General features: G+C 56.5%; 27 protein-coding genes and 5 pseudogenes. 18 read left to right on the forward strand and 14 right to left on the reverse strand.

The annotated features are described in order from the left end of the window. The first annotated feature begins 212 nt into the window (after positions 1 to 212). From B4968_RS03605 to B4968_RS25065, 5 genes are all read left to right on the forward strand, one after another. Positions 213 to 1,058 carry a flagellin N-terminal helical domain-containing protein gene (locus B4968_RS03605; RefSeq protein ID WP_083096698.1) on the forward strand — a complete coding sequence of 282 codons (846 nt, stop codon included), beginning with the start codon at positions 213 to 215 and terminating at the stop codon, positions 1,056 to 1,058. 80 nt (positions 1,059 to 1,138) lie between these two features. Next, positions 1,139 to 1,510: a flagellar biosynthesis regulator FlaF gene (flaF, locus tag B4968_RS03610; RefSeq protein WP_083096700.1), complete on the forward strand. Its 372-nt coding sequence runs from the start codon at positions 1,139 to 1,141 to the stop codon at positions 1,508 to 1,510. A gap of 1 nt (position 1,511) precedes the next feature. Further along, entirely contained in the window at positions 1,512 to 1,916 is a 405-nt protein-coding gene (gene flbT / locus B4968_RS03615) for a flagellar biosynthesis repressor FlbT (RefSeq protein WP_083096701.1), read from the forward strand. A gap of 232 nt (positions 1,917 to 2,148) precedes the next feature. Beyond that, complete coding sequence (locus B4968_RS25060) at positions 2,149 to 2,487, forward strand: DUF1217 domain-containing protein (protein ID WP_277620910.1); 339 nt, start codon at positions 2,149 to 2,151, stop codon at positions 2,485 to 2,487. After that, on the forward strand, positions 2,484 to 2,720 hold the full coding sequence (locus B4968_RS25065; protein ID WP_277620911.1) for a hypothetical protein: 237 nt from the start codon (positions 2,484 to 2,486) through the stop codon (positions 2,718 to 2,720). The genes B4968_RS25060 and B4968_RS25065 overlap by 4 nt, the downstream gene beginning before the upstream one ends. A gap of 242 nt (positions 2,721 to 2,962) precedes the next feature. Here B4968_RS25065 and B4968_RS03625 read toward each other — a convergent pair whose 3' ends face one another. After that, positions 2,963 to 4,291 (reverse strand): FliI/YscN family ATPase, encoded by a 1,329-nt coding sequence (locus tag B4968_RS03625; protein WP_083096702.1) that lies wholly within the window; start codon positions 4,289 to 4,291, stop codon positions 2,963 to 2,965. 88 nt (positions 4,292 to 4,379) lie between these two features. Here B4968_RS03625 and B4968_RS03630 point away from each other — a divergent pair, with 88 nt between their 5' ends. From B4968_RS03630 to B4968_RS03670, 9 genes and pseudogenes are all read left to right on the forward strand, one after another. Then, positions 4,380 to 4,769: a FlgB family protein gene (locus B4968_RS03630; RefSeq protein WP_083096884.1), complete on the forward strand. Its 390-nt coding sequence runs from the start codon at positions 4,380 to 4,382 to the stop codon at positions 4,767 to 4,769. Between the two features lie 13 nt (positions 4,770 to 4,782). Then, complete coding sequence (gene flgC, locus B4968_RS03635; protein ID WP_083096707.1) at positions 4,783 to 5,175, forward strand: flagellar basal body rod protein FlgC; 393 nt, start codon at positions 4,783 to 4,785, stop codon at positions 5,173 to 5,175. A 21-nt stretch (positions 5,176 to 5,196) separates the two neighbouring features. Further along, positions 5,197 to 5,497: pseudogene (gene fliE, locus B4968_RS03640) on the forward strand (flagellar hook-basal body complex protein FliE). A 4-nt stretch (positions 5,498 to 5,501) separates the two neighbouring features. Then, positions 5,502 to 5,774, forward strand: coding sequence for a flagellar biosynthetic protein FliQ (locus tag B4968_RS03645; protein WP_083096709.1), 273 nt, complete (start codon positions 5,502 to 5,504; stop codon positions 5,772 to 5,774). After that, positions 5,774 to 6,490: a flagellar hook-basal body complex protein gene (locus B4968_RS03650; RefSeq protein WP_083096711.1), complete on the forward strand. Its 717-nt coding sequence runs from the start codon at positions 5,774 to 5,776 to the stop codon at positions 6,488 to 6,490. The genes B4968_RS03645 and B4968_RS03650 overlap by 1 nt, the downstream gene beginning before the upstream one ends. A gap of 10 nt (positions 6,491 to 6,500) precedes the next feature. Then, a pseudogene (gene flgG / locus B4968_RS03655) lies at positions 6,501 to 7,285 on the forward strand (flagellar basal-body rod protein FlgG). After that, positions 7,285 to 7,700, forward strand: a pseudogene (gene flgA, locus B4968_RS03660) (flagellar basal body P-ring formation chaperone FlgA). The pseudogenes flgG and flgA overlap by 1 nt, the downstream one beginning before the upstream one ends. Further along, positions 7,700 to 8,440, forward strand: coding sequence for a flagellar basal body L-ring protein FlgH (flgH, locus tag B4968_RS03665; protein ID WP_083096714.1), 741 nt, complete (start codon positions 7,700 to 7,702; stop codon positions 8,438 to 8,440). The pseudogene flgA and the gene flgH overlap by 1 nt, the downstream one beginning before the upstream one ends. Before the next feature lie 8 nt (positions 8,441 to 8,448). Further along, entirely contained in the window at positions 8,449 to 8,979 is a 531-nt protein-coding gene (locus tag B4968_RS03670; protein ID WP_083096719.1) for a flagellar basal body-associated FliL family protein, read from the forward strand. Positions 8,980 to 9,369: 390 nt separating this feature from the next. Here the strand turns inward: B4968_RS03670 and B4968_RS03680 are convergent, their stop codons facing one another. The 10 genes and pseudogenes from B4968_RS03680 to B4968_RS03725 all read right to left on the reverse strand — a co-directional run bounded on the left by B4968_RS03680 (position 9,370) and on the right by B4968_RS03725 (position 19,320). Next, positions 9,370 to 9,774: a hypothetical protein gene (locus B4968_RS03680; RefSeq protein ID WP_083096721.1), complete on the reverse strand. Its 405-nt coding sequence runs from the start codon at positions 9,772 to 9,774 to the stop codon at positions 9,370 to 9,372. Continuing rightward, positions 9,774 to 10,852 (reverse strand): annotated as a pseudogene (locus B4968_RS03685) (EscU/YscU/HrcU family type III secretion system export apparatus switch protein). The gene B4968_RS03680 and the pseudogene B4968_RS03685 overlap by 1 nt, the downstream one beginning before the upstream one ends. Beyond that, positions 10,849 to 11,628 (reverse strand): flagellar biosynthetic protein FliR, encoded by a 780-nt coding sequence (locus B4968_RS03690; protein WP_083096722.1) that lies wholly within the window; start codon positions 11,626 to 11,628, stop codon positions 10,849 to 10,851. The pseudogene B4968_RS03685 and the gene B4968_RS03690 overlap by 4 nt, the downstream one beginning before the upstream one ends. After that, positions 11,625 to 13,659 (reverse strand): annotated as a pseudogene (flhA, locus tag B4968_RS03695) (flagellar biosynthesis protein FlhA). Before flhA ends, B4968_RS03690 begins: the two are co-directional and overlap by 4 nt. Positions 13,660 to 14,241: 582 nt before the next feature. Beyond that, positions 14,242 to 15,219 carry a hypothetical protein gene (locus B4968_RS25525; protein WP_338153195.1) on the reverse strand — a complete coding sequence of 326 codons (978 nt, stop codon included), beginning with the start codon at positions 15,217 to 15,219 and terminating at the stop codon, positions 14,242 to 14,244. Then, positions 15,135 to 16,670, reverse strand: a complete 1,536-nt coding sequence (locus tag B4968_RS25530) for a hypothetical protein (RefSeq protein ID WP_338153196.1) — start codon at positions 16,668 to 16,670, stop codon at positions 15,135 to 15,137. The genes B4968_RS25525 and B4968_RS25530 overlap by 85 nt, the downstream gene beginning before the upstream one ends. Before the next feature lie 87 nt (positions 16,671 to 16,757). Continuing rightward, positions 16,758 to 17,627 carry a flagellar motor stator protein MotA gene (gene motA, locus B4968_RS03710; RefSeq protein ID WP_083096724.1) on the reverse strand — a complete coding sequence of 290 codons (870 nt, stop codon included), beginning with the start codon at positions 17,625 to 17,627 and terminating at the stop codon, positions 16,758 to 16,760. 77 nt (positions 17,628 to 17,704) lie between these two features. Beyond that, complete coding sequence (locus tag B4968_RS03715) at positions 17,705 to 18,322, reverse strand: MotE family protein (RefSeq protein ID WP_083096726.1); 618 nt, start codon at positions 18,320 to 18,322, stop codon at positions 17,705 to 17,707. Next, positions 18,322 to 18,786 (reverse strand): hypothetical protein, encoded by a 465-nt coding sequence (locus B4968_RS03720; RefSeq protein WP_083096727.1) that lies wholly within the window; start codon positions 18,784 to 18,786, stop codon positions 18,322 to 18,324. Before B4968_RS03720 ends, B4968_RS03715 begins: the two co-directional genes overlap by 1 nt. Before the next feature lie 9 nt (positions 18,787 to 18,795). Next, positions 18,796 to 19,320, reverse strand: a complete 525-nt coding sequence (locus tag B4968_RS03725) for a flagellar basal body-associated FliL family protein (RefSeq protein WP_083096886.1) — start codon at positions 19,318 to 19,320, stop codon at positions 18,796 to 18,798. 119 nt (positions 19,321 to 19,439) lie between these two features. On the opposite strand from B4968_RS03725, the gene fliF reads away from it, so the two are divergent. From fliF to fliP, 4 genes are read left to right on the forward strand one after another with little or no spacing between them, the layout of a single operon-like run. Beyond that, positions 19,440 to 21,119 carry a flagellar basal-body MS-ring/collar protein FliF gene (fliF, locus tag B4968_RS03730; protein WP_083096728.1) on the forward strand — a complete coding sequence of 560 codons (1,680 nt, stop codon included), beginning with the start codon at positions 19,440 to 19,442 and terminating at the stop codon, positions 21,117 to 21,119. After that, positions 21,119 to 21,718 carry a FliH/SctL family protein gene (locus tag B4968_RS03735; protein ID WP_083096729.1) on the forward strand — a complete coding sequence of 200 codons (600 nt, stop codon included), beginning with the start codon at positions 21,119 to 21,121 and terminating at the stop codon, positions 21,716 to 21,718. The genes fliF and B4968_RS03735 overlap by 1 nt, the downstream gene beginning before the upstream one ends. Then, a complete protein-coding gene (locus B4968_RS03740; RefSeq protein WP_083096730.1) occupies positions 21,711 to 22,007 on the forward strand; it encodes a FliM/FliN family flagellar motor switch protein in 297 nt (98 codons plus the stop codon). The genes B4968_RS03735 and B4968_RS03740 overlap by 8 nt, the downstream gene beginning before the upstream one ends. Beyond that, on the forward strand, positions 22,004 to 22,747 hold the full coding sequence (gene fliP, locus B4968_RS03745) for a flagellar type III secretion system pore protein FliP (protein WP_083096731.1): 744 nt from the start codon (positions 22,004 to 22,006) through the stop codon (positions 22,745 to 22,747). Before B4968_RS03740 ends, fliP begins: the two co-directional genes overlap by 4 nt. A 156-nt stretch (positions 22,748 to 22,903) precedes the next feature. Here the strand turns inward: fliP and B4968_RS03750 are convergent, their stop codons facing one another. The 3 genes from B4968_RS03750 to B4968_RS03760 all read right to left on the reverse strand — a co-directional run bounded on the left by B4968_RS03750 (position 22,904) and on the right by B4968_RS03760 (position 25,720). After that, positions 22,904 to 23,542 carry a DinB family protein gene (locus B4968_RS03750; RefSeq protein ID WP_241525533.1) on the reverse strand — a complete coding sequence of 213 codons (639 nt, stop codon included), beginning with the start codon at positions 23,540 to 23,542 and terminating at the stop codon, positions 22,904 to 22,906. Between the two features lie 70 nt (positions 23,543 to 23,612). Beyond that, a complete protein-coding gene (locus B4968_RS03755) occupies positions 23,613 to 24,716 on the reverse strand; it encodes a flagellar basal body P-ring protein FlgI (protein ID WP_083096734.1) in 1,104 nt (367 codons plus the stop codon). Beyond that, positions 24,716 to 25,720, reverse strand: a complete 1,005-nt coding sequence (locus B4968_RS03760) for a flagellin family protein (protein ID WP_083096736.1) — start codon at positions 25,718 to 25,720, stop codon at positions 24,716 to 24,718. The genes B4968_RS03755 and B4968_RS03760 overlap by 1 nt, the downstream gene beginning before the upstream one ends. Positions 25,721 to 25,722: the final 2 nt, after the last annotated feature.

Genomic DNA, 25,722 nt, shown 5'->3' on the forward strand with positions numbered 1-25,722 from the left:
CGTTTGAAATTTAATGAAAATTCTACGGAATGCGATTCCGGCCGTTAGGACTCTCTTAGTAACTTTCGTCGCAATGTCTCCATGCATCTCATCACTGAGGTGGCGCGAAGGCCGGTAGGCTGAACGCACTGTCAGAAAGACGCTAAAATGCCCTTCGGGGCAGGGAAAAAGTAGAGACCAAAGTGTCTCGATCGCTAAAGGAATAATACGCTATGACCAGCATTCTGACAAACAGTGGCGCAATGGTTGCTCTCCAGACTCTGTCTTCGGTGAACAACAGCCTGGAAACAACTCAGAGCGAAGTTTCTACCGGTAAAAAAGTCGGTAGCGCCAAAGACAACGCTGCTGTCTGGGCCATTTCCAAGACCATGGAATCTGACATTGCAGGCTTCACTGCCATTCAGGACAGCCTGAGCGTTGGCGAAGCAACCGTCGCTGTTGCCTCTGCCGGTGCAGAACAGATCGTTTCTGTTCTGAAAGACATGAAAGAACTTGCTGTTTCCGCGCAGTCGGAAAACGTTGACCACGACACTATCGACGCGGACATGCTGAAGAAGGTTGCCCAGATCGAATCGATCATCGCAGCGTCGCAGTTCAACGGTGCAAACCTGTTGGCAAGCGATGTTGACGGTGCCGGTGGTACCAGCCTCGGTGTTCTCGCCTCGTTGGACCGCGTCGGTCCCACAGGTACACCTACTCCGGTTGAGATCACTGTTGATACGGTTGACTTTGAAAGCTCCATCGACGTTGCATCGTTGACCACAATCACAGATGCGGACACGGCCGCAACTGCGCTGGGTGAAATCGAAGCCTATCTGCAGTCTGCCATCTCTGGCGCGGCACAGCTTGGTGCGGACGCCTCGCGTCTGAAAGACCAGGGTGATTTTGTGTCGAAACTGACCGACGCGATGAAACTGGGTGTCTCGGCGATGACCGACACTGATATGGAATCTGCATCCGCCCGACTTAAGGCGCTTCAGACCCAGCAGCAGCTGGCCATTCAGTCTCTGAGCATCGCGAACAGCGCGCCAGAAACTCTGCAGCAGCTCTTCCGTTAAACCGCTTAACCCGGGGCGTGTGACCCATGCCCCGGGTCTCTTCTCAGAGAATCTGAAGAAATAATACGTTAGGAAAACACGTGAATGCACTTCTGAAAGCGAAGAGTGCCTATTCGGCGGCAAAGGCCCCGACGCGAACAGTCAAAGATCTGGAATTCGATGCCATTGCACGCATCACTCGACAAATGATTACAGCCGCTAAAGCGAAACCTTATGATTTCAAAGCGATGGTCTCTGCTTTGCATGACAATCGTAAAATGTGGATCCTCTTTGCCGCTGACGTCGCCAGCGAAACCAATGAGCTGCCGACAGACTTGAAAGAACAGATTATATCTCTCGCTGCATTCACGAAGGAATACACCGGTCAGGTCATGTCGCGTGAAGCGAACGTCAGGCCCCTGGTGGATATCAACACAGCCATCATGCGTGGCCTTCGCAGCGGAGCAACATAAAATGAGTGGACTGGTTCTAAAACTTGCCCCTAAAGAACGCGTCCTTGTCAATGGCGCTGTCATTGAAAACGGGGACCGCCGCAGCCGTCTGTCAATTGTGACACCGGATGCAAATATCCTGCGTCTGCGTGACGCAATCCATCCCGAAGAGGCAAATACGCCTGTACGCCGCGTCTGCTATGCGGCCCAGCTTGTACTGACCGGTGATACGGATCCCGAAGATAGCCGTATGCAAATGCTGCGCAATCTCGAAGAGCTCAGCCAGGTCTTTGTCGACTCTGACAGCCGCGCCAGCCTGGCCGAGGCCACGGATGCCCTGCTCAGCAACAACCATTATCGGTGTCTCAAGGCTCTGCGTAGCCTGCTGCCGCGGGAGGATCGTCTGTTAGCGGTACGCCCCTCATGAGCTTTGGGCCGGTTCTTCTGTCATCGGGAATCGCTGGCTGGTCCTTTTTGCAGTCGACCTATGACGAACAGTTCGACAACTTCAAGAATGACGCAATTTTGAAGCGCGAAAACGACTATTTCACCGAGAATATCGGGAATGTCACCTCCGCTGAGGATCTGGTCAATGATCGCCGCCTGCTGGAAGTCGCCCTGAAAGCCTTTGGGCTGGACGACCAGTCGACTACAAGGCGTTGGTTCAGAAGGTTCTTGAGGAAGGCACGACCGCCGAAGACAATCTGGCTTCCAAGCTGGACGACAGTCGCTGGGTCGATTTTTCCAAGGCCTTTGGGTTTGGTGGTGGGGAGACCCGCACCAACACCGACCCGGTTGCCATGGCTGCTATCGTCGCCGACAACGAAGCCCAGTCTTTTGAGGTTGCCGTTGGTGAGCAGGACGAAAGCATGCGGATTGCCCTCTATGCGCTGCGTGAAATGCAAGGGTCATTATTCCTGACGATGTCGACGAAGAAGGCCCAACCATCGAGGCCCAATGGTTCAATATCATTGGCCAGCCTCAGTTGGCGAAAATGATGCAGGTGACACTCAACCTGCCTGAATCGCTGAACCTGATTGATATTGACCAGCAGGTCCTTGTCTACAGAGAGGCTGCCCAGCGCTATTTGGGCACAGATGATCTCACGAAGCTGTCCAGCCAGGAAGACATGGACAAGCTGGCGGTCACCTATCTGGCCCGGGCCGAAGTTGCAGCCGTCAGCAACAACTATTCCTCAGCTGCCACGGCGCTGACGCTCTTGCAGGCCTAGTCACCACAGACCAGGGTTTCCGGAGCGGGACCAGGATACCAGACACCCTACAAAAAGGCGCTGCCAGATCTCCTGGTCAGCGCCTTTTGTGTGTCCTCGCCTGCCCGGTTGCTACAGCGGCTCTGGTTGAACAGAGCAAACCCATAGCGCGGCTCTGGGCTTGTCTGTTTCCATCTCACCAGTTTCCATCTCACCAGTTTTCGTGTGACCTGTTTTCATGTCACCACAGCCGCCCTTGGGACCTATCGGCCACTGGTGGCGCGCCGCAACATCGGTTGCAATCGGCCAAAGCTGTTGTCGACACCGTTAGGATCTTCCTTGCCAAAAAACGCATCCAGTTCTGGCCAGATCTTTACGGCCTTGTCGAGCACGGCATCATTGCCTTCGGAGTAAAGACCAGCACGGATCATCACTTCGGATTGCTCATAGGAGCCCAGGAATCTGCGCACTTCCAGAATCGTCTCGTTCTCCTCTGGCGTGGCTGCGGCTGGCAGGCTCCGCGAAACAGAACGCGACACATCAATGGCCGGAAACCGGCCGCGCTCGGCAATTTCCCGGTTGAGCACAATATGCCCATCCAGAACGCCGCGCAGAATATCGGCAATTGGCTCGTCCATGTCAGAGCCTGCCACAAGCACGCTGAACACCGCCGTGATGTCGCCCTGCCCCTCAGAGCCGGGACCAGCCCGTTCGCACAACCCGGTGATGAGCGGCGTCACCGACGGTGGGAAGCTCCTGAGCGCCGGTGCTTCTCCCGAGGCGGCGGAAATTTCACGGTGGGCCTCGGCAAACCGGGTGACCGAGTCAGCCATGAACAGAACATTTTTACCCTGATCGCGGAAATGCTCGGCAATGGTCATTGCCGCCCAGGCACTACGGCGGCGTACAAGCGCCGATTGATCCGAGGTGGCCGCGACAACGACGGCCCGTTTCATGCCTTCAGGCCCCAAAACGTCTTGCACAAAGTGATTCACTTCGCGGCCACGTTCGCCAATCAGCGCCATGACCACCACATCAGCTTCCATAAATTCGGCCAATTTTGCCAACAAAGTCGATTTACCAACACCCGAGCCCGCAAAAAGACCAATACGCTGGCCCTGAACAATAGGGAGAATCGTATTGAAAACCGAAAGTCCGGTACTGAGACGGGCGCCCATATGACGCCGGCCGGCGGCTTTTGGAGGCGGCGCCATAAGATCCCTGGCCGTCTCGCCGCGCAGCAATGGCTTGCCATCCAGCGGCTCTCCAAAGGGGTCAACGACCCGGCCAATCCAATTATTTCCCGGGGCAAAATCAGGCGCAGGATGCAGTGTTACGCGATCCCCCATCGCCACCCGATCAGGAGCGCGATCCGGCAACATGCTGATTTTATTATTATTAATCTTGAGAACCTCGCCATGAAGCTCATCATTGGGGCCGCGACTCAAAACCAGCCGGTCACCGATTCGCGCCTCGCGTTCCAGGCCTGCGATTTCGATTTCGCCGCTGGATATTCCGCTCACACGGCCCATTGAGGTTGCCAGTTTCTTACCGGCTATCTGTTCAGTCAAAGCTTTCAGCTCTGCGATCATGGCCTGAGGCCTCCATCTAGTTCCTGAAACAATTTCTAAAGGAATCAGGGTTAAGCCTTGATTGAAATTGATCGAGGGAGAAGCCCCGGTGTTTACGGAACTGAACGTTTTTAAAATCGCATACTCAATGGCCACCCATGCCGGGAAGCGCCAGGCGCTGGTGTCTCAGAACATCGCGAATGCGGATACTCCTGGCTATCACGCCAAGGACATCAAACCTTTTCAGGAGGACTATGCCGCTGGGCCACGCCCTGGCGACATGGTGGCCTCTCGTGGCTCACACCTGAATGGTAACAAAGGCTCTCAAATGGATTGGGCCGTTACCTCATCGGATGCGGGTGCCGACCCCAATGACAACTCTGTCTCTATCGAAACGGAAATCCTCAATGGGGTTGAGGTAAAGCGCCAGCACGACCGTGCTCTGGCCATCTACAAATCATCAATGAATATCCTGCGCACCAGCATTGGCCGCAGCTAGAGGGACATGATCCATGAGTGAATTTGCAAATTCCCTGAGTGTGACTGCCAGCGGCCTGAAAGCCCAGGCGACCCGGCTGCGTCACGTTTCTGAAAACATCTCTAACGCCGATACCCCCGGCTATCGTCGCAAAAGCGTCCCGTTCGAGGCCACGCGCGATCTGGAAAATGACGTTGAGCGGGTCAAAACCGGTCGCGTCACGCTGGACCGCAGTGACCTGGAAAGCATCTATGACCCCTCTCACCCTCTGTCAGACGAGACCGGTCACTATGATGGCTCTAACGTTGATCTGATGATCGAGATCGCCGACGCCCGTGAGGCCCAGCGCAGCTACGATGCCAACCTGAAAATGTTTGAACAAGCCCGCGGTATGTCATCCTCGTTGATGAACCTGCTGAGAAAATAACCCCGCAAGAGGAGATCCAGAATGGATATTCGCGCAATTACATCCGCCGCCAGTGGCTATACCGCCGCCCGCCCCGCAACCAAGGTTGATCCCGAGTTCCACGGCACCAGTGCCACCGAACAGGCCCGGGCCAGCTTTGAGAGGCTTTGCCAATACCCTGCAGGTCGGTGAACAAACCGCTGTCCAGTCGATGACCGCCAACGGTGATCCGCATGCTCTGGTCCAGGCGCTGGCGCAGACCGAGCTGGCTGTCGAGACGGCTGTCACCGTGCGCAACAAGGTGGTCGAAGCCTACCAGGAAATCCTGCGGATGCCGATCTAAGCCAATGATGAACGAAGGCCAATTCTACGACACACTGCGACAGGCTCTCTGGGCTGGGGTGGTCATGGCGTCGCCAATCCTGGCCGTCGCCCTGACTGTCGGTCTCGCCATTGGCCTGTTCCAGGCCCTGACATCCGTTCAGGAAATGACCCTGACCTTTGTGCCAAAGCTCGCGGCCATTGTTCTCGTGTTCTGGATGTCCATGGGGTTCATGACCCAAACACTTGTGGCCTTTTTTAACGGCCATATCATTCCTTTGATTGCAGGAGTTTCCTGATGGAAGCCGCAGGCTACGCAACCCTCTCCCGCCAGACCGGTCTGATGCGCGAAATGCGTGTGGTGGCAAACAATATCGCCAACTCCGCCACCACCGGCTATCGTTCTGAAGGGCTGATTTTTTCGGAATACGTCCAGACCGCCCCCGGGCAAGAATCGCTCTCGATGGCGCGGGCAAATATCTTCAATACATCGATGGAGCAGGGCCAGCTGACCCAGACTGGCGGCAATTTTGACTTTGCGATCGAGGGCGATGCCTATTTCATGATCGAAACCCCTCAGGGTGAACGACTGACCCGGTCCGGTGCCTTTTCCCCAAATGCTGCGGGTGACCTCGTCACCATGGACGGTCTGCGGGTGCTGGATGCGGGCCGGGCGCCCGTCTTCATTCCAGGCACTGCAGAATCCGTGCTTGTAGGGGCAGATGGCACCATCACTGCCGACGGCAATACCATCGGCCAAATCGGTCTTTTCCAGCCGGTCGACGCACATACCATGATGCGTGAAGACGGCGTGATGTTCCGCGTTGAAGGCGAAATCGAAGATTCCGAAACTGGCAGTATGGTGCAGGGATTTCTCGAAGGATCCAACGTGAATGCGATTGGCCAGGTGACCCGCATGATTGAAATTCAGCGCGCCTATGAAATGGGCCAGAGTTTTCTGGATACCGAAGACAAGCGCATCCGTGAAGCCATTAAAAACCTGATCAAGTCGTAGGAGAAAACTGATGCGTGCCCTAAAAATCGCTGCAACTGGTATGAGCGCACAGCAACTGCGTGTGGAAACCATTGCGAACAACCTCGCCAATATGAACACCACTGCCTACAATCCACGGCGTGCTGAGTTCGCCGATCTGCACTACCAGCAGGTCACCCGTGCCGGCACCGTAAATGCCTCTGACGGCACCATCTTGCCAACGGGTGTTCAGGTGGGCCTGGGTGTCCGCCCTGCGGCCATTTCAGTGCACCTGCAACAGGGCGCCATGGAGCAAACCAACAGCGATCTTGATGTCGCGATTGAGGCAAGGGCTATCTGGAAATCACGCTGCCGTCGGGTCAATCCGGCTACACGCGGGATGGCTCTCTGAAGCGGTCTGCCGAAGGGTTGATCGTGACCTCAGATGGTTTTGCAGTCGCACCGGACGTCACCATTCCTGATGACGCCCGCAGTATCTCGATCAACGCCGAGGGTGAAATCTACGCCTATTTTGACGAGGCGGCCGAAGGTCAGCTGCTGGGGCAGTTCAGCCTGGCAAGCTTCACCAACCCCAAAGGGCTAGAGGCCATTGGCGGCAATCTCTTTACCGAGACCGAAGCCTCAGGCCCCCCGAATGTGTCAACCGCCGGCGAAGACGGGCTTGGCACTTTCCGCCAGGGCTATCTGGAAGGCAGCTCTGTTGATTCCGTACGCGAGGTCACCGAACTGATCGAGGCGCAGCGGGGCTATGAAATGAACTCCAAAGTCATCTCTGCCGTCGACCAGATGATGTCAGCAACGACACAGATCCGCTAATGAAACAGGTTCTCGCCATCCTCATCGCATTGAGCGCGCAGCCCATCTGGGCCGATATTCTTGTCCCGCTGCGCACCATTCGGGTCAACGAAATTATCCTCGCCTCGGACCTGACCTTTAAACCGGTCGAGGTGGCGGGCGCACTGTCTGATGCAAACGAGGTGGTGGGAATGGAAGCCCGTGTGCCGCTGTACCCCGGTCGCGCCATGCGCCCCAGCGATATCGGACCACCCGCCATTGTCGATCGCAACGACCTTGTCATGCTCTCCTTTCACCGTGGGGCTCTCACCATCATGGCAGAGGGACGCGCACTGGGACGTGGGTCTGAAGGGAATGGATCAAGGTCATGAATTTGGCATCAAGGAGCACTGTGACCGGGCGTGTAAACGCAAATGGGTCAGTAGAGGTAAGATAATGAAAAAGAAAACAATTGCCACCAAACTTGCGCTCGTCGGCCTGGTCTTTCTTGGGGCCTGCGCACGCATGGACCATCTGGGCAAAGCGCCCAGCCTCACGCCTGCTGCTGAAACCCCGGAACATGTCGCCATGCTTTGGCAGGGCCTTCCGACCGAAATTCAGAACCAGCGGGCCGTCGATGGGGCGTCGCTCTGGAGCGGATCGCAAAACTCACTTCTGGGGGATCGTCGCGCGATAAACAAAGGCGATATTCTCACCGTTGTTATCCAGATAGATGAGGAAGCCGAGATCTCCAATGACACCACCCGCACGCGCTCTAGTGCAGAAAGTCTGGGTGTCCCACATCTGTTGGGCCTGCCGCAGCGTCTGGACGAACACCTGCCTGAAGGCGCCTCTTCTGCCACCGCGGTCGACCTGACCGGATCCAGCAGCTCCAAGGGCAACGGCTCTGTTAAGCGTAGCGAAAAACTGGAACTGCGCGTGGCTGCCACGATTGTGGATGTGCTGCCTAATGGTGTGCTCGCGATCAGCGGCAACCAGGAAGTCAGAGTGAACTTTGAACTGCGCGAACTTCTGGTCTCCGGCTACGTACGTCCCCAGGACATCAGCCGCCAGAACGAAATCACCTATGACAAAATCGCCTCAGCCCGGGTTTCCTATGGCGGACGTGGACAGATTACCGACGTGCAACAACCGCGATACGGCCAGCAAGTGCTGGACGCGATCCTACCATTTTGAGGTGACCCATGATCGCTAAATTACTTCCAGTCATATTGTTGATTATCGGAACTGGAGCAGGGATCGGTGCTGGCATCATGCTGGCACCCGCCCCCGCACCAGAGGTCGCCAAAAGCTCTGGCGATGACATGAGCGACGATATTGATCATTCAGAAGACGAGGAAGCCTCTCAAGACGAGGGAGAGGTCGACATGGACTCGCTTGGTCCGAACCCGAACCGGGAATACATCAAAATCCCCAACCAGTTCGTTGTTCCGGTGGTTGAACGTGACAGCCTGTCGTCGCTTGTGGTGATCTCGCTCAGTCTCGAAGCAAAAACCGGTTTGAGTGAAAAAATCCACCTTTATGAGCCCAAACTCCGCGATGCCTTTCTGCAGGTGCTGTTTGATCATGCCAACATGGGTGGTTTCCGGGGCGCCTTTACCCGGTCTGATGTGCTCAACCCTTTGCGCACAGCCCTGCGCGAAGCAGCCCAGCGTGAACTGGGCAAAAGCGTCTACGATGTTCTGATCGTCGAGATTTCGCGTCAGGACGTCTGAGCGCGCCCCAAATACCGCCCGCTGTTGCCAAAGAGCGGGCTCATACAACACAACGCCAGGGTCTGACATGTTCAGATGCTGGCGTTGTGGTTTTAAAACAGTCAACGCGCGGGGGCCTGCCCCGACCTCAAAATCCCGGGCCTGTTTGACTGAGTGGTCTGTTTACATGACTGGACTGGTTGACCGGGTGGACTGTCACGCGCGCCTGAAAGACCTGGCGCGGAATTCGCCAGAGCAGGCAGCCCCGGACAGAGCCCTGCTAAATCCGCGCCGCCATAGTCTGCACCAAAAAAACTGGCACCAAAAACAGTCTGGCACCAAAAAACTCAAAACAAAAAAGGAGGTGGTTTCCCACCCCCTCCTAAACCGCATCTGAGCGGGATGTCCGGTTCAGAATTGCAGCAGTTGCTCTTCTAAAGACTTGGCCCGGGCTGTCTTTATCCGGAGCTTCTCGGTCTGCGCCATCTCCCCCACGGCCGTTTTGCGACCAAAGGTCTTACGCAAACGGTCCATCGCCATCAGTTTGCGGGCTGTGACCTGCGCCAACTGCATGTTGAGATTTCGCCGCGCGCCGGTGTGCCAGCCCTGCCAAAGCAAATCCGCACCCAAGGCCTTCATCGGGATATCCTTGTCCACGTCCTGACGCGCACTGGAGACCTGCTCCTCCAGCTTGGACAACTGCCCCCGCAGGCGTGCTTCGTGATCCAGGATCGGTTTGATCTTGGCATGTTCCCTCAGATACTGCGCCTCTGTTACCGCAGCCATCTGCTGTAGCATTGCCATTTTCTGTTTCATCAGATCCCTCCTTTGGCCCGCAGGCGCCTCTCTTCGGCAAACCGGATCGCGGCCGCCACCGGCGCAAAATGCTCTTCTTCAACTTCCTCACCAATCCCGATCGTCGCATAGAGCGCCCGCGCGGTTGGCGGGTCACTATGGATCGGGATCGCATTCTCATTGGCAATGCGCCGGATGGTTGCAGCCACCTCATCGACACCTTTGGCGACACAGATCGGCGCAGTTCCAGCGCCACCTTCCCACTTTAGCGCCACCGCGTAGTGGGTCGGGTTAACAATCACAACGCTCGCCTCCGGCACCGATGCCATCATCTGGCCCATGGCGATTTCCATCGCTTTCTGACGGCGCTTGCCCTTCATATGTGGGTCACCCTCAGATTCCTTGTTTTCGTCCTCGATCTCTTTGCGCGACATCATGTTTTTGCGGCGGTGTTGTCATGTTGGAAAATCGCATCCACCACCCCGATCATCATCGAGATCAGCATAGCAATCACCATGAATTCCATGCCCAGCTCAGCCAGCATTTGAATCACGGAAAATGCGCCGGTCGCCGCCGAGGCAATCATCTCGGGCATCCGGTAGTTGAGATAGACACCAAGACACATTGAATAAAGGATCAGCTTGACGGTGCTTTTGCCGAATTCAAACAGTCCGGCCCGGCCAAACTTGTTCTTGGCATTCGAGACGATCGATATGCGCGACATTTTGGGCTCAAGCTTGGTTGGTGCGAAAACCATTGCCTTTTGCCCGATGATCGACAGCAAAACCAACACAAAGGGGATCATGAACAACGGGAGCAGCGGCCTGACGAGCGCGGCAATCATACCGCCTGTGGGCGGTGTCGCATTGTCCGAGAACATCTGTTTTGCGAGCCGCTCTGGCTGATCTATTATCGACATCAAAACCGTGCCGACCCCGGTTACAATTTCATGACCCGACGCATAAAAAGCGATCACCATCCCCATATAGGCCGCAGCGACCGAAAGGTCCGTCGATTTGGCAACTTCACCCTTGTCACGGGCCTTTTTCAGCTTTGTTTCCGTTGGCTCATATGACTTATCTGAGTCGTCGTCGCTCATTGCAGCCGGCCTCCGGGGTTGGAGAAGAAGGTCATCAGCTCACGCATCCAAACGTCCAGGATCATCGGGCTTGCGACCATCAGGATAAACAAGCCGCCAAAGGTGATCACCGGCGCACCAATAAAAACCACCATCAGCTGCGGCATGGCGCGGTTGATCACGCCAAGGGTCAGGTTGTAGATCACCGACATGATGAGAAAAGGCGCGGCCAGGGTGAAGGCCATGTAAAAGGTCTTGGCAAAACGGTTAACACCCCATTCAGAGAACACCCCAGGCTCTGGATACTCTCCTACCGGAAAGATCTGATAGGAATAGATCAGGAATTCCGCCACCCGCACATGCAGCCCCATCATCACCGCCAGGGCCAGGCCGGAAATCAGCAGAACCCCGCCAATGGCCGGGAGAGAATCGGCGCCGATATTGCCCAAAACCTGCGAGAGTGACGTGGTTTGTGCGGCAATGGTCCCTGCTATCTGTAATCCCATGATGAACAGCCGCACGCTCATCCCCAAAGCCAGACCAATCACCGCTTCGCTGGCGGCCAGACTGGCAAAGTGCAGCGGAGTCTCCGGTTCCGGGAACCGCGACAGCGCGGGCGCCACGACAAAGGTGAAAGCAACCGCAATCGCCACCTTTATCTGCATCGGAACATATTGCTCGCCAAACGCGGGCAGCACCGCGGCCATCGCCCCCACCCGCAAAAAGACAATGGCAAAATGCCAGAAACTCGCCCCAAGAAAAGCCTGCAGCTCTGGAGGAATTTCCAACAGGTTCATGCGGCAACCATTCCCACCAGCGCCGGGCGCGCTTCCAGGCCAATTTCCTCGAAGGACAGGAGCGGATTGGTAAGGCCGCGTGACTTTAGAATGGTCCGCAGATAGCGACGGCGGCGGGTCGAGGTCACCACAGCGGCATGGACGCCCTGTTCGGTCACCAGGTTGAGACGATCACTCAGACCCTCTGCCAGGCGATTGAACATATCCGGTGGCAGGGCAACATCAAGGTTACCACCGCTCACATCCACCTGATACGTCGAGAAGGTATCTTCCCATTCCGGTGCCAATTGAATGAGCGGGATGGTGCCATCCGCACGCTTCATCTCTGCCACCAGCTGGAAGCCAAGACGCTGACGCACATGCTCACAGATAATTTCTGGCTGGGTGGAGTGAATGCGGGCTTCTGCAATGCCTTCGAGGATCAGCGGGATGTTCCGGATCGAGACCCGCTCCTCCAGCAACAGACGCAGCACAGAGTGCAGTGTATCCAGCGGCACCTTGTCCGGCACCAGATCATCCAGAAGTTTGCGGTTGGCCTCGGCGCGGAAGGGGTCGGAAAGTTCTGTCATTTCATTGAGCAGCCGGAGCAGGGATTTAAAGGTCAGCAAGCGGGCAAAGTTCTGCTTGATGACTTCCAGCAGATGCGTCGCCAGAATTTCCGGAGGGGTAACCACGGTGGCCCCGGCCAAAACAGCATCTTGCTGTTGCGCCGCGCCAATCCAACGCGCAGGTGCGCCATAGACCGGCTCTGTCACATCTGTGCCGGGGGGGAGTGCTTCGTGATTGTCAGGCATCAGCGCCAGAACCATGTCCGGATGCAGCGTACCGCGGACCTGTTCGACGCCCTGAACCTTGACGACATAGGTGCCCCGTTCCAGATCCGCCTGATCCGTGAGACGGATTTCGGGCAGGATCAGACCAAAGCTGGTCGCAATGTGAGTCCGCATATTGGCGATACGCGCGTCCAGGCCAGTGCCGGCATCCAGAACCATGCTCACCAGATCAGGCGCAAATTCCAGGTGCAGATCGTCGAGATCCAGAATATCCCCCAGCGCCTTGGTTGGCGTTGGATTGGCGGTTTCTTCCATCTCGTCCTCGACCTCGGCGTCTTGCTTAGAATTGAGGTTCACCTGGATCCGATAGGCAGCAAAACCCAGAACTGCGCCCCCAATCATGAAAGGCAGAAAGGGAAGGCCTGGCACCAGCGCAAACAACAACATCAACACAGCAACCGTGACCAAGGGCAGCGGGGTGCTTGCCAAACTGATCCTTCAGGGCAATATCTGTCGCCCCTGTGGCACCACCACGGGCCAGAAGCAAAGCCGCAGCAATCGAAATGATCACCGATGGGATCTGCGAGACAAGCCCGTCCCCAACCGTCAGGATCGCATAGGTTTCAAAGGCCGCTGAGACTGGCATTCCCTGCACCAGAACCCCCATCGCCAGACCCATGACCAGGTTCAACAGGGTAATGAGCAGACCGGCAATCGCGTCGCCTTTGACAAATTTCGAGGCCCCGTCCAGCGAGCCAAAGAAGGTGGTCTCCTTCTGATCATTCTCGCGACGTGCCTTGGCCGTGGCGTGGTCAATGGCGCCAGCCGCCATGTCGGCATCAATCGCCATCTGTTTGCCCGGCATACCATCAAGCGCAAAACGTGCGCCCACTTCGGCCATCCGGGCGGCACCCTTGTTGATCACCATGAAGTTCACGATCAGCAGAACCCCAAAGGTCACCAGTCCCAAAAAGACGCTGCCGCCCATGACGAACTGGGCAAACCCCTGAATAACATCACCAGCCGCATCGGTCCCGGTATGCCCCTGGTGAATGATCAATTTGGTTGATGAGATGTTCAGCGACAACCGCAGCATCAGCGAGGCCAGCAGAATCGTCGGGAACGACGAGAAATCCAACGGTTTCTCGATGAACAATGTGATGGTGAAGATCAGAATCGCCAGTCCAAAAGAAACGGCAAGACCCACGTCCAGTACCCAGGCTGGCATCGGCAAGATCATCATCACAATGATCGCCATCAGGGCCAGCGCCAAAAGCACGGTCGGGCTAAAAAGCTGTTGAGCTGTAAGTTTAGGCACAATGTTTCTCTTGTTCTGGAGCATTCAGGCTGCTGTTTTTGGCAAAGCATGGAGAGATGCACAAAAGTCCCCCACTGTGCGTGAGGTGATCGGGCAAGGCCGATCGCGCCGGAAAAAAGGCTGGGGAGTAAGACCCCGGCTGAGCCTTTGCAAAAGCCAGGGTAAAGGCCTTTGTAAAAGGCAGGGCAAAATGCTGGGCAAAAGCCGGGTCAAAAGGTTGGGCAAAGGCCGCGCCGGCCCTGTTCGGGGCCAAAAATCCCCGCATCAATGCGTGCCTTAGCGCCTTTAGCGCCTGCAGCCATAAGGCCAGGGCGCTGTATTCATAGGGCATCGACCACCGCATGCGCGGGTCTGTCATTCTGATATCTATCGGCATTCTGCCTGTCCAATCGCGGATTCTTCCAAAATCCAAATTAGGTTCAGACAGTTGACAAAGGGTTATCATTAACCACAAAGGCCGCCCGGAATGGGGCGGCCCTGAGACGATCAGATCAGAGAGACTCTGCCCTCCGCGCTGCGGGGTTATTCCGCAGCTGCATTCTCTGTTGGCGTAACGCGGCTCAACAAGTCTGCGATATTGCCACGTGTGCCAATACTGCTCTCGACCAGAGCCCGCGCATGGGCCAGCGGAGACAGGCCTTCGGGATCCTTGCTTGTCTTGGAGATCTCGCTGGTCACAGTCGCGACCTGGCCAAAGGGAGCATCCTCTGCCGGGACCCTTGTCTCGATCGCATCCAGATTCTCGGAATGCCAGAACCCACGCGCTGCCGCATTCATATCTTCTTCGACCAGCATATATTCCCCGGAGCGACTGAACTCACCATTGCGCCACAGCGCTTCGGCACGCATCCGGTTGGCGCGCGAGCCTTCCAGTCCCATCAGCTCAACAAGCGCGTTATGGGGCTTGCCCAGCGCCAAAGCTGTCTCGGCCATCATCAGGCGGCGCTCTTTGTTTTCAGGCTCCAGCGCAAGCTTTTGCAACAGAGATTGTGCCTGTTCGGCAAACCCCAGATCCAACAGACGCCGCGCCATGATTTCCGCAACAGCAGCCGCTTCGGCTGAGCTGGACTGCCGTGCAAAGGCAAGACCATAGTGCAGGAAAGTAACGTCATCCGCCCGTTCGGTCAGCAGGGTCATCAGGGGTTCCATCACATCGGCCCGAGCGGCGGGGCCCTCATGTTTGGAAATTTGTGGCAACTCTTCCAAAGCCTGGGCAAATTGTCCTGTCAGGGCCAGAGACACCACTCCGGCCCTGAGCAGACGCATGCCCAACTCGTTTTCCCGGCTTTCCAGCTCATAAGATGCAGTCAGCTCCGGCACATCCGGCGAAATCGCCTTGCGTTCCTTGTAGCTGAGGTTGATCAGATCAATCAAAGCAGAGGGCGCGCTCTCGGTACGTTCAGCCACCTCTTCGGTCAGCTTTTCGGCAACCAGCTCGGTATCGCCTTCCAACTCGGCAATAGCCGCCTCTGCAAGATGAATTTCGGGAACATATTCCATGCCAGTCCGGAGACCGACCGCAAAATTGCCTCGGCAACGTGCAGGTCTCCGGCCTTGGCAAACAAGGAGCTGAGCTGGGGGCCAAAATTCACCCGCAAGTGCACAGGCAATTTTGCAAAGGTCTGCTGGATCGCATCTGTATTAGCAGTTTTACGAATGTTGTCATCCGCCAGCGCCGCCCAAAACGCAGCAGCGCCATCACAGCCCTGCTGTCCCGAAAATGGGTGGTTTATCCCAAGAGACTCACCGTCCAGAAGGTCAGCCATCGCCAGCAGCATGGCCTGCTTTTTCGAAGGAACAGGGTCTGCGGGCAGCATTGTCAGCATTGCGCGCGCCTCTGCACCAAATCCGAAATAGAGATATAGCTTTGCAAGCGCGCGTACGCTGGCTGGGTTAATATCGTCAAATTCACGCACCAGGGCGGCCCGCATCGGACCAAGCTGATCCGCGAAAGGCTCGTCACTTCCCCAGCTGTGGATTGCCAGCCTGCGATCGGGCAGACAGTGGTCATTGGTGGAATCTTTGGGATTTCTCTCTGCAACCAGCCCCGTCTCGCGGTCAATGGCCGAGGTCACCGAGATATTATCAAGCGGGTTCAGGGGCCGGTCAGACCGTCCCAACAGCTCCAGCGCCCGGCCACCCTCGGATTCGGGCCTGTCCGCCAAAGCGATGTCCACCAGGCCCTGGTTTGCAGCCCGGCCAATCTGCTGTAGCAGGCGGCTCTCGGACGCATTTACCGTCGCGGCGCGGGAGGTCTCTTCCAGGTCGATCAAAAGATTTACTTCGGGCAAATCCGCAGGGGCGGCATCCGCCTCGTTTGAGGCCAGATCGGTCGTGACCTCTGGCTCCTCTGTCTGGGGTTGGTTCAACCCAAGCTCTGCATCCAGTCCGGCCGCCAGAACCGCAGAGCCACGCGATCCAACCGGCTCAGGTTCTACCATTCTGGCAGAACCGGCTGCAATTTCATTTGTTGTCTCGGCTGGCGGCTCGGGCTCCGCTGGCTGACGCGCTGTATCAGCCGAGCCAGGCGTGACGACCGACTTTAGATTCAGCGCAAAGCGGGCATCTGCAATGGCTCCCTGCGACAGGTTGAACCGGTAGCCTGCCGGGGACGGCGGCGTGCGTGCAGGCTCCACCGGTTGACCCAGCGACAAGCTGCCAAGACTGGCCTGCACTGGCGCTCCATTCCCATCGGCAATATCAAGAACCAGATAGCCATCTCTTTGCAGATATGAGCTGATCTCGCAGTCACAGCCAAGCTCCAGCCGCAAAGGCTGGCCTGCGCCATTTTGTGACAGCGCCTGCAGACGATCCCGCGGGATCAGGTCAAACACCCGCGAGGTATCAAATACCGCAGCAGGCGAATTAATTTTCAGGCTTGCGGCACGCCCCGATTGGTCAAGCGCACTGGACGCCATCGGGCAGGCGCATGACCAGGCGTGAGAAGCCATCGTGTTCCCCGGAACGGGTCACAATAGTCTGGGCCTGGGCTGAGCCTGCCGCCATTCCGAGGGCGGCTATCGCAAATGCGCGCGAAATCATGCTGCGTCCTGTTTTACCGATCTGAGGGCTTCTGCCAGTTCAGAGAAGCCAGGGCGAATATGCGAAGGTGTATTCTGGCGGCCAACGTCGATGCAGATGGCGGCCGCATGGTTGTGAAGGTTCGCAACCAGAACTTCGCGGATGAGTTTATAGAAGTGAGAGTCTTCTTCGGTGATGGTTTTCACCTTGTCGGCAAAAGGTCCCACCAGGCCATAGGCCAGAAAAATCCCCAGGAATGTCCCGACAAGCGCGCCACCAATCATCTTACCCAGAACCTCTGGTGGCTGGTCGATTGAGGCCATGGTCTTGATAACACCCATAACAGCCGCAACAATCCCCAGCGCCGGAAGGCCATCCGCCATCACCTGCAGAGCATGGCTGGAGTGCATGGCATGGTGGTGATTGGCCTCCATGCGTTTCTCCAGCACCTCTTCCACCTGATGCGGGTCGTCATAGTTCATCGACGCCGAGCGCATGGTGTCACAAATCAGGTTCACCGCCTCGCTGTCCGCCAGGATTTTGGGATACTTGTTGAAGACGGTCGAGTTCTCAGGGTCCTCGATGTGCTGTTCCACCTCAACCGGGTTGGCCCGGGCAATGCGGATCAGCGAGAACAACAGGCAAAGCAGATCCCGGTAGTCATCGGACTTCCATTTGGCGCCTTTGAACACCTTTCCGAGATCCTTGATAGCATGCTTGATGCTACTCATGTCGTTGCTGATCATGAAGGTACCCACGGCCGCGCCACCGATAATCATCATCTCAAATGGAAGCGCTTTAAGAATAATACCCATCTTGCCACCAGCAAGAATGTAACCGCCGAAAACCATGACAAAAATTACGACGATGCCAGCTAAACCGATCATGCGGCCACTCCAAATCTAATTTCTTTATATGAGCTTAGGCGAGTCGGATTAAGAAAGCCTGAGCACCAGAGCTCAAGTTATTCCTTGGGGACGTCGCTGTTGCGGCCAGCCATGACAACACTGATTGTATAGGCAGCTTCAGGGCTCAGCCCGGCCATGATTCCCGCCGCAGCCTCTGGGCGCATACGGCCCAGAAAACCGGCTGCAAAATTCGGATCCATCTCTTCAAAAAGAGCTGCCGATTCTTTTGGCTTCATCCGCTCATAAACCGTGGTCAGGCGCTCAACATCAGCCGCTGTGGCACCATCCGCCAGGGCGAGGGTCGAACGCAGCTCGTCCTCTGCAAGCTCCAGAGCCGCAAGTTTGCGGTCAATCGCCTCATCTGCGAGTCCCAGGGCCTTCATACGGTCTTCGATTTCAGCCTCGCGCAGAGCAAGAGCCGCTTCGCGTTCCTTAAAGGCCGCCAGCATCGCCTGCAATTCAGCCGAAGAGGGCATGCTTTTGCTTTTCAGCGATCCATCCGCAGTGGCCGTTTCGGCTTTTTGGTCGTTGATATTTGAAACTTCCCGCGCGATCGCCGGACCTGCTTCCATACCCAGGCGCACCAGCGCGGACCCCATCAGTAGCAGAGACAGCATCATCAAGGTGCTGCTGCGGCTGCGTCCGGACTTATCTACCTTGGCTTTCTTGCTCATCACGCCACCCGGTCTTTGTCACGGTTGTGACGGACAAACATTACACCCGCAGATTTGCCTGGCTCTTCCGCCGGTGCCTCAGCGGCAACTTCGGTTTCATAGGCCACTGCCAGGGCATCGCTTTCTTCCGTCTCAGCAGTCACAGCCCGTGCGGGTTGCTGCGCCGGAACATTTGTCTCGGGTACAACGTCATGCATCGAGGCCATCATGAGCTCCAGCCGTTGCGCCACCGATTCGGCGCGACCGGTGAGCTGATCCAGCGCCTGGCTGGATCCCTCTGAGACTTGCCGCGCTTTGGCAAAAGATTTGTTCAAGTCATCTACTTGCGAGGAAAGCACTGCGACGGCTCCGCCGACGCCCTTTTCCAGATCATTGAAACGTTTGAGCCGGCGCGACAGCACCAGGCAATAAAATCCGGCCCCGAGGGCCCCCGCTGCAAGCAGGATATCAGCTATAAGGTCCATCCCGTTCTCCTAGTTCAGTACGAATTCCATGATCAGCAAATCTCGTACACGCCCCTGTCCGGTGGCTATGTTGATTCGCCGCAGCATCTGTGCGCGCAGTTTTGGCAGTGCCATCGGATCAGACAGATCCTCCAGCTCCAAAGCGCGAAGATAGCTATTCAGTACATCGACTACACGGGGGAGGACTTTTTCGACCTCGGCCTGGTGGATCAGATCCACCTCTAACTGTGCGCTGAACCTCAAGTGTTTTGTTGCGCCGCCTTTGCGCAGCGTAATCACAATGGGTTCCATCTCGATGAAGGCAAGCTTGGCGATATCCTCCGCCGTCTCACCACTATCTACGCCTTCTGGCGCCTCTACTTCCGCATGAGTCTCTTTGGGCTCTGCGGGTTGACCAAAAGGAAGAAGCCCTGACTGTACTGCAAAGAATCCGCCGCCGCCGCCTGCTACTGCAAGGACGACCCCAATGATGAGGGGCAGTTTGCTTTTTTTACCCGGTGCGTCTTCTTCCGCATTCACTACAGCGTCTGTCATGGCTTTCCCTAAAACGTCGTGCAAAGCCTTCATAACCCGTGAGGAACTAACCGAATGTTAAGGCCCGTCAGTCAAAAAGGCATCACGCCGGACAGAATGCCGGTGCGACGGAGGTTAAATTGCAGCAGATCAAGAATGTCTGGACTGGTTTGGATACGCGTAAGCAGCTTATTGTGGTTGGTGCCACTGTAGCCGTTATTGCGAGTGTGCTTGCGATGTCCCACGTGGCGAGCAAGCCAACCATGAGATTGCTCTATGCCGGGCTGGAAAGCGGCTCAGCAGGAGATGTAGTTCGGTCCCTAGAACAGACCGGCACACAGTATGAAGTGCGCGGCGGCTCTATATATGTGCCGTCGAACCGCCGGGATGAGCTGCGGATGACGCTCGCAAGCGAAGGTCTGCCTGCAAATGGCGGCAAAGGCTACGAGCTGCTCGATTCGCTCACCGGTTTTGGCACCACATCACAAATGTTTGACGCGGCTTACTGGCGCGCCAAAGAAGGAGAGCTGGCCCGGACCATCGTCGCCAGCCCCCATATCAGCCAGGCCCGTGTCCATATTGCCAATACCGGCACCAGTCCCTTTCAACGCACTATAGATCCAACAGCCTCCGTATCTGTGGTGCCTCTGGGAGCGCCAATTACACCGGCACAGGCCAATGCGATTCGCTTTTTGATTGCATCCGCTGTGACAGGCCTTGCGGTCGACAATGTCGCTGTAATCGACGCCAATGGCTCTCTTATCGGGTCTCCTGAAGCCGCCGCTGCAGCGGGCGCAGGCACCGATGACCGTTCACAGTCGATTCGCGAGCGTGTTATGCGCCTGGTCGAAGCCCGCGTGGGTCACGGCAATGCCGTCGTAGAAGTCAGCGTTGATGTTGTCACCGACACCGAATCGATCCGTGAAAAATTCGTGGATCCGGAAAGCCGTGTCGCGATCAGCACAGATGTTGAAGAACGTGCCGATGTCTCAAGCAACCAATCCGGCGAGGTCACCGTGGCCTCTAATATCCCGGATGGTGATGCGGCCTCGGGTCAGGGGTCAAACAACAACACCTCTGCCACCCGGGAACGGATTAACTATGAAATCTCGGAAACCGAGAAAGAAATCATTCGCGGGCCAGGTGCGATCAAACGGCTGACAATCGCCGTGCTGATCAATGGAACCACCGTCAACAACGAGGCCGGCGAAGCAGTATTTGAGGCCCGCCCCGAAGAAGAACTGGGCGCGCTGCGGGAACTGATCTCGGCTGCCATCGGATTTGATGAAAGCAGGGGCGATGTCATCACCCTGAAATCGATGGAACTGCCCAGCATCGAGCCCGCAGGCACGGAAGCCTCCTCGTCTTTCTTTGACAACATCTACTTTGATGCCATGGGAATTATCCAGATGGCCGCTCTTGCCCTCGTGACCCTGATTCTCGGTCTCTTTGTGGTGCGGCCGATTCTGCTCGGGAAAAACGGAGCGGTTCCCGCTCTTGCTGGTCCTGACATGGGTGACATGGGTGGTCTTCCCGATTTGCCCGCCATGGGCACGGCCCCCGGCATGGGTGAATTCATGATGAACTCGGATATGGGCGCAAACCTTGCCCTGGATGGCGAAATTCAGGATGGCGGCGGCTTTGGCGGCATGGGCGACATGGGTGGCATGGGCGATATGGGTGGCATGGGAGGCCTCCCGGCACTTGGCGGTGGCGGCGAGAACCCGGTCGACCGTCTGCGTGAAATGATTGGTGAACGCCAGGAAGAAACTGTCCAGATCCTGCGCGGTTGGCTGGAAGAAAATGAGGAGAGGGTCTAATGGGAATTACGCACCTTCTGGAAGATTTTGGCCACGTCACCATCGTCCCCTCCGCGCAGCCTGAGATCTCGGAGGAACACGTCGAAGAAGAACGCCTGGTCTCCTTTGAAAAGGGCTATAGCGCCGGCTGGGATGATGCGGTGACCGCTAAAGACAAGGAAGCCGTCCAGATTTCAGCAACTTTGGCAAGCTCGCTGGAGGATCTGAATTTCACCTATAAAGAGGCCCAGTCACAGCTGATCGAATCACTGGACCCCATGTTCAAGGTTCTGACCAGTGCGGTCCTGACAGACACAATGGCCGCAAGCTTTGGCCACCACATTGTCGATCAGATGACCGATATGGCCAAGTTTCAAACCGATCAACCGATGAGTATCTTTGTCTCTCCGGGAGAAGGTGCCGGTGTTCGGGCCCTGTTGCCCGAAGCCTTTGCCACCCCGGTTCAGGTTCAGGAAGACGAGAGCCTGTCACCCGGTCAAGCCTATCTGCGCGTCGGATCCTCCGAACGCGAAATCAACAGTTCAGCTCTGATTGAATCCATTCACGATTCAATTGACGCTTTCACCTATCACGTCAGAGAGGACAGCCAGTATGGATGACCAAAAGGATCTCAACATGAAAGCCACCGACGCCAGCAATCCGTTTGTTTCTGTCCCCGTCGAAGTGGTGGTCTCTGTTGGCAAAGCCCGCCCGCTGATCCGCGATCTTGTTGCTTTGGGCGAGAATGCCATTCTGGCCCTGGACAAACGTGTCGATGATCCCGTCGACCTTTACGTGGGTGACCGGTTGGTTGCCCGTGGTCAGCTTGAAGAAATGGAAGGCGATCAGGCCGGTCAACTGGCAGTGCGCCTGACCGAAATTGCTGATTTGCAAAACGGCCTGGGATGACACGCACCGCCATCACACTCACGATCCTTGTCTCCTGCGCAGCCCTGATGCTGCCGCAGGCGGCAATGGCGCAGGATCTGAGCCTGTCGCTGGGGGATGGGCAATCCATCTCGGCCCGGTCAATTCAGCTCATTTTGCTCCTCACGGTGCTCAGCCTGGCCCCTGGCCTGCTGATCATGATCACCTGCTTTCCCTTTCTGGTCACTGTGCTGTCAATCCTGCGTCAGGGTCTTGGCCTGCAGCAGGCACCGCCAAACATGATGATGATCAGCCTGGCGCTGTTTCTGACCTATTTTGTGATGGAGCCCGTCTTTACCGAGGCCTGGCAGACCGGCATCAGCCCGCTCATCGAAGAGCAGGTCGACATAGAAACCGGCATAATGCGCAGTTTAGAGCCTTTTCGTGGCTTTATGGCCAATCGCCTGGATCCCGATACCTTTTATGCGATTGCCCATTTGCGCCCGGAACTGGAGGCCATTGACCCCACGCCGGAAGCACCGCTTTCGGTGCTGGTCCCCAGCTTTCTGCTGTCCGAGATCTCGCGTGCCTTTCAGATTGGCTTTCTGGTGTTTCTCCCCTTCCTCGTCATCGACCTGGTTGTCGCGGCCGTTCTGATGTCGATGGGGATGATGATGGTGCCGCCTGCTGTGGTGGCCCTGCCCTTTAAGCTGGCCTTCTTTGTGGTCGCTGATGGCTGGAGCCTGATCGCAACCGCCCTGGTGCGCAGCTATTATCCCTAGCCGTTAAAACAAGACATAAATCCCGCGCTTCGCTCTGCGGCGCATATCTATTCAAAAGCCCCCTGATCCATTGGGTCCGGGGGCTTTTTGTTGTGGAAATTTCCGGCGCGCCTCGCCTGTCGCAATGGCAGTGTCCAAGGCTCTGCAATGTTGATTTTACATGCTGAGAAAGCGCTCTGGCATAAAGGGGATGTCAGTGTCGCCGGGTTTGGCACCGGCGGCTGTCAGCATGGCATGAACTTGCCCGCGGTGAAGGGTTTGATGGTTGAAAAACTGGATCACAAGAAGGCTGTTTGGCTTGGTAATCTCGCGATCAATTGCGCCCAGGAACCAGGTTAACTCTCCCTGAAACCAATCCGGCGTCACCTCCTGCGCCCATTGCAATATCCGCTGATCAAACAACGCCCGATCTGCGCAGAAGCTTTCCCAATTGTTTATCATCCCGGTGGTTGTGGTATTTTCACCTTCTGGTGCTGGGGTCCCGGCAAACCGGCTCATCCAGAGCATGTCGCCCCAGAACAGATGCGAAAGTGTCTTCTGGATTGAGCCAAAGAAAGCGCCTCGATCCTTCTCGCGCTCTGATTGAGAAAGACCGTCAGCCGCTGAAAGCAGATTCTCATTTTGCCAGAGGTTATATCTGGCCATCGTCAGAGCGTAGTCCTTGTTCGGCATGGCAAATCCCCTGAGAATAGAGTCTATGTAAAGGGAACGCCAAAATTTCCGCAGAGGCAAGGAGAGCTTAACGCCGCATAGATCTCCGCGCCAAATCGGCGACAAAAAACCCCGGAAAGCCAATGGCCGTCCGGGGTTTCATTTTTGCTAACAGGCGGCTGAGTACACGCCAGAACGCCGGTTTGTCACGGTATCACCGCACGACGAATTCCGCATGCAACGCCCCTGCAGCCTTCAGGCTTTTGAGGATATCAATCATATCGCGCGGCGACACACCCAGCGCGTTGAGACCTGCAACAACTTCGGAGAGCGATGTCGTCTCGCGCACCTCTGCCAGCTGGATGCCATCTTCCTCGTCGATAGCGGCCACAGTGCGGGGCACCACAACCGTTTCGCCATTTCCAAACGGGCTGGGCTGCGACACCAGCGGCGCTTCTTCGATCCGCAATGTCAGATTGCCCTGGGCCACAGCAACACGTGAGATTCGCACATCGCTGCCCATCACAATGGTTCCGGAGCGCTGATCAACCACCACACGCGCCTTGCGCTGCGGTTCCACCAGCAGGTTTTCCATCCGCCCCAGCGCATGCGCCGTTGATCGGGCATTGGTCCGGTTGATGTCGATTTCAACCGTGCCGGAATCGCGCATCAACGCGACTGTGCGACCAAACTCAGCATTGATAACGCGTTCGATCCGCTCGGCTGTGGTGAAATCTGGTTCCCGCAAAGCCAGACGCATGCTGGTGAGAGAGGCAAGGTCAAATTCGATCTCGCGCTCAACCCGCGCACCGGAGGGAATTCCGCCCGAGGTTGGCACCCCCTGCGTCACGGTAGCGCCGTCCCCTTCGGCCACCGCACCACCCGCAAGGATGGTGCCCTGAGCCACGGCGTAAATCTGTCCGTCTGCCGCATTCAACGGCGTCATGATCAGGGTGCCGCCCAGCAGGCTTTTGGAATCCCCAATGGCAGAGACTGTGACATCCACAGTTCCGCCAACCCGGGCAAAGGGAGGAAGCGTTGCGGTCACAAAGACCGCCGCCACGTTCTTTGGTCTGAACTGTTCGCCGGTCACGTTGACCCCAAGGCGTTCCAGGATATTGGTCATGATTTCTTCGGTAAAGGGAGAGTTTCGCAACCCATCCCCAGTGCCGTTGAGACCAACCACCAACCCGTAGCCAACAAGATCATTGCCGCGCACCCCGTCGAATTCGACCAGATCCTTAAGGCGGATTGCATTGGCCTGCGCCAATGTGGGCAGCAACAGGCAGGCGATCAACATGCGTAGAAATTTCATCATCACATAAACTTCACTAGGCTGAGCTGGGCACTGCGGGCGGTCACAGTATAGAGAACTTCCAGCTGTGTTTCAGTCGACTTCAGCTTTGAGGAAACCTCGTATTGATCCGCCAGGACAATGTCGTTGTACGCAAGGCTCAGGCTGGTCATCCTGGCCTGGTTACGGGTGCTCACCCGTTCCAGCTGCGCTTCCATAAAGCCGATATCGGCCTGAACAGTGATCAGCCGGTTTGTGCTGTCGGCCAGCTCGTTGCCTGCCGCGCGTGCCAGGTCTTTCTGTGTGCCAACAGACAGCCCCAGGGATGCTTGATCAACCAATGCCAGAATTGCAAAGCTCTGCAATGAGCTTTTCAAATCCGGATCATCAGCCCGCAAACTAAGCGAAACACTGTCGCCGTCTCCAACTTCGACCGGCGAAATATTCGTTGTCGAACCATTGTACATTGCGGTATCAAAACCGGCAGGATCGGCAAACCAGTCCTTCACCGCCTGGATGATATCATCGGCATCTGTAAGGCCCGAAACCTCGCCCAGCAGCTCGGTCATCAGCGTATCCGCATCATTTAGCGGTGATGTTCCGGTTGCAGTGCCGGCAAATAGACTGCGTCCCCCGGCCCAGCCGTTGAAAGAGCTAATAGCGCTATCCAACTGGCGATCTGCCTCGGAGGAAAATCGGATTGCATCCGTTCCGGTCATGGTCGCTGAGACCGAAAAGATATCATCACGCATTTTCTGCGTGTTGTCCTGCACCCGGGACAGATTGTCCTGAATGCTGAGCGCAAACAGTTTGGTCTCATCGGTTGCGATCATCTGACTGTTGATGCGGTTCAAATTGTTTTCGATATCGGCCAGAAAGGAGAAATCGCCCCCCAATTCCTCTGTCAGGTTCGCCTTCTTGCCAGTGGAAACCTCTTGCGACAGTGTCGCAAGATTCAACTTCAACTCTGCATTCCGGTTGCGTAGAAAACTATGTGTGGTCAGATCGCCATAGGATTTATAGATCATTC

Source organism: Pseudophaeobacter leonis, from assembly GCF_002087335.1.
GTDB lineage: Bacteria > Pseudomonadota > Alphaproteobacteria > Rhodobacterales > Rhodobacteraceae > Pseudophaeobacter > Pseudophaeobacter leonis.

What these genes read in the sequence shown, in the direction of transcription:
- B4968_RS03605 (WP_083096698.1), top strand. Translation starts at nt 213, where the DNA reads ATGACCAGCATTCTGACAAACAGTGGCGCAATGGTTGCTCTCCAGACT.
- flbT (WP_083096701.1), top strand. Translation starts at nt 1,512, where the DNA reads ATGAGTGGACTGGTTCTAAAACTTGCCCCTAAAGAACGCGTCCTTGTC.
- B4968_RS25065 (WP_277620911.1), top strand. Translation starts at nt 2,484, where the DNA reads ATGATGCAGGTGACACTCAACCTGCCTGAATCGCTGAACCTGATTGAT.
- B4968_RS03625 (WP_083096702.1), bottom strand. Translation starts at nt 4,291, where the DNA reads ATGATCGCAGAGCTGAAAGCTTTGACTGAACAGATAGCCGGTAAGAAA.
- flgC (WP_083096707.1), top strand. Translation starts at nt 4,783, where the DNA reads ATGAGTGAATTTGCAAATTCCCTGAGTGTGACTGCCAGCGGCCTGAAA.
- B4968_RS03645 (WP_083096709.1), top strand. Translation starts at nt 5,502, where the DNA reads ATGATGAACGAAGGCCAATTCTACGACACACTGCGACAGGCTCTCTGG.
- B4968_RS03650 (WP_083096711.1), top strand. Translation starts at nt 5,774, where the DNA reads ATGGAAGCCGCAGGCTACGCAACCCTCTCCCGCCAGACCGGTCTGATG.
- flgH (WP_083096714.1), top strand. Translation starts at nt 7,700, where the DNA reads ATGAAAAAGAAAACAATTGCCACCAAACTTGCGCTCGTCGGCCTGGTC.
- B4968_RS03670 (WP_083096719.1), top strand. Translation starts at nt 8,449, where the DNA reads ATGATCGCTAAATTACTTCCAGTCATATTGTTGATTATCGGAACTGGA.
- B4968_RS03680 (WP_083096721.1), bottom strand. Translation starts at nt 9,774, where the DNA reads ATGAAACAGAAAATGGCAATGCTACAGCAGATGGCTGCGGTAACAGAG.
- B4968_RS03690 (WP_083096722.1), bottom strand. Translation starts at nt 11,628, where the DNA reads ATGAACCTGTTGGAAATTCCTCCAGAGCTGCAGGCTTTTCTTGGGGCG.
- B4968_RS25525 (WP_338153195.1), bottom strand. Translation starts at nt 15,219, where the DNA reads ATGGAATATGTTCCCGAAATTCATCTTGCAGAGGCGGCTATTGCCGAG.
- B4968_RS25530 (WP_338153196.1), bottom strand. Translation starts at nt 16,670, where the DNA reads ATGGCTTCTCACGCCTGGTCATGCGCCTGCCCGATGGCGTCCAGTGCG.
- motA (WP_083096724.1), bottom strand. Translation starts at nt 17,627, where the DNA reads ATGATCGGTTTAGCTGGCATCGTCGTAATTTTTGTCATGGTTTTCGGC.
- B4968_RS03715 (WP_083096726.1), bottom strand. Translation starts at nt 18,322, where the DNA reads ATGAGCAAGAAAGCCAAGGTAGATAAGTCCGGACGCAGCCGCAGCAGC.
- B4968_RS03720 (WP_083096727.1), bottom strand. Translation starts at nt 18,786, where the DNA reads ATGGACCTTATAGCTGATATCCTGCTTGCAGCGGGGGCCCTCGGGGCC.
- B4968_RS03725 (WP_083096886.1), bottom strand. Translation starts at nt 19,320, where the DNA reads ATGACAGACGCTGTAGTGAATGCGGAAGAAGACGCACCGGGTAAAAAA.
- B4968_RS03735 (WP_083096729.1), top strand. Translation starts at nt 21,119, where the DNA reads ATGGGAATTACGCACCTTCTGGAAGATTTTGGCCACGTCACCATCGTC.
- B4968_RS03740 (WP_083096730.1), top strand. Translation starts at nt 21,711, where the DNA reads ATGGATGACCAAAAGGATCTCAACATGAAAGCCACCGACGCCAGCAAT.
- fliP (WP_083096731.1), top strand. Translation starts at nt 22,004, where the DNA reads ATGACACGCACCGCCATCACACTCACGATCCTTGTCTCCTGCGCAGCC.
- B4968_RS03755 (WP_083096734.1), bottom strand. Translation starts at nt 24,716, where the DNA reads ATGATGAAATTTCTACGCATGTTGATCGCCTGCCTGTTGCTGCCCACA.
- B4968_RS03760 (WP_083096736.1), bottom strand. Translation starts at nt 25,720, where the DNA reads ATGATCTATAAATCCTATGGCGATCTGACCACACATAGTTTTCTACGC.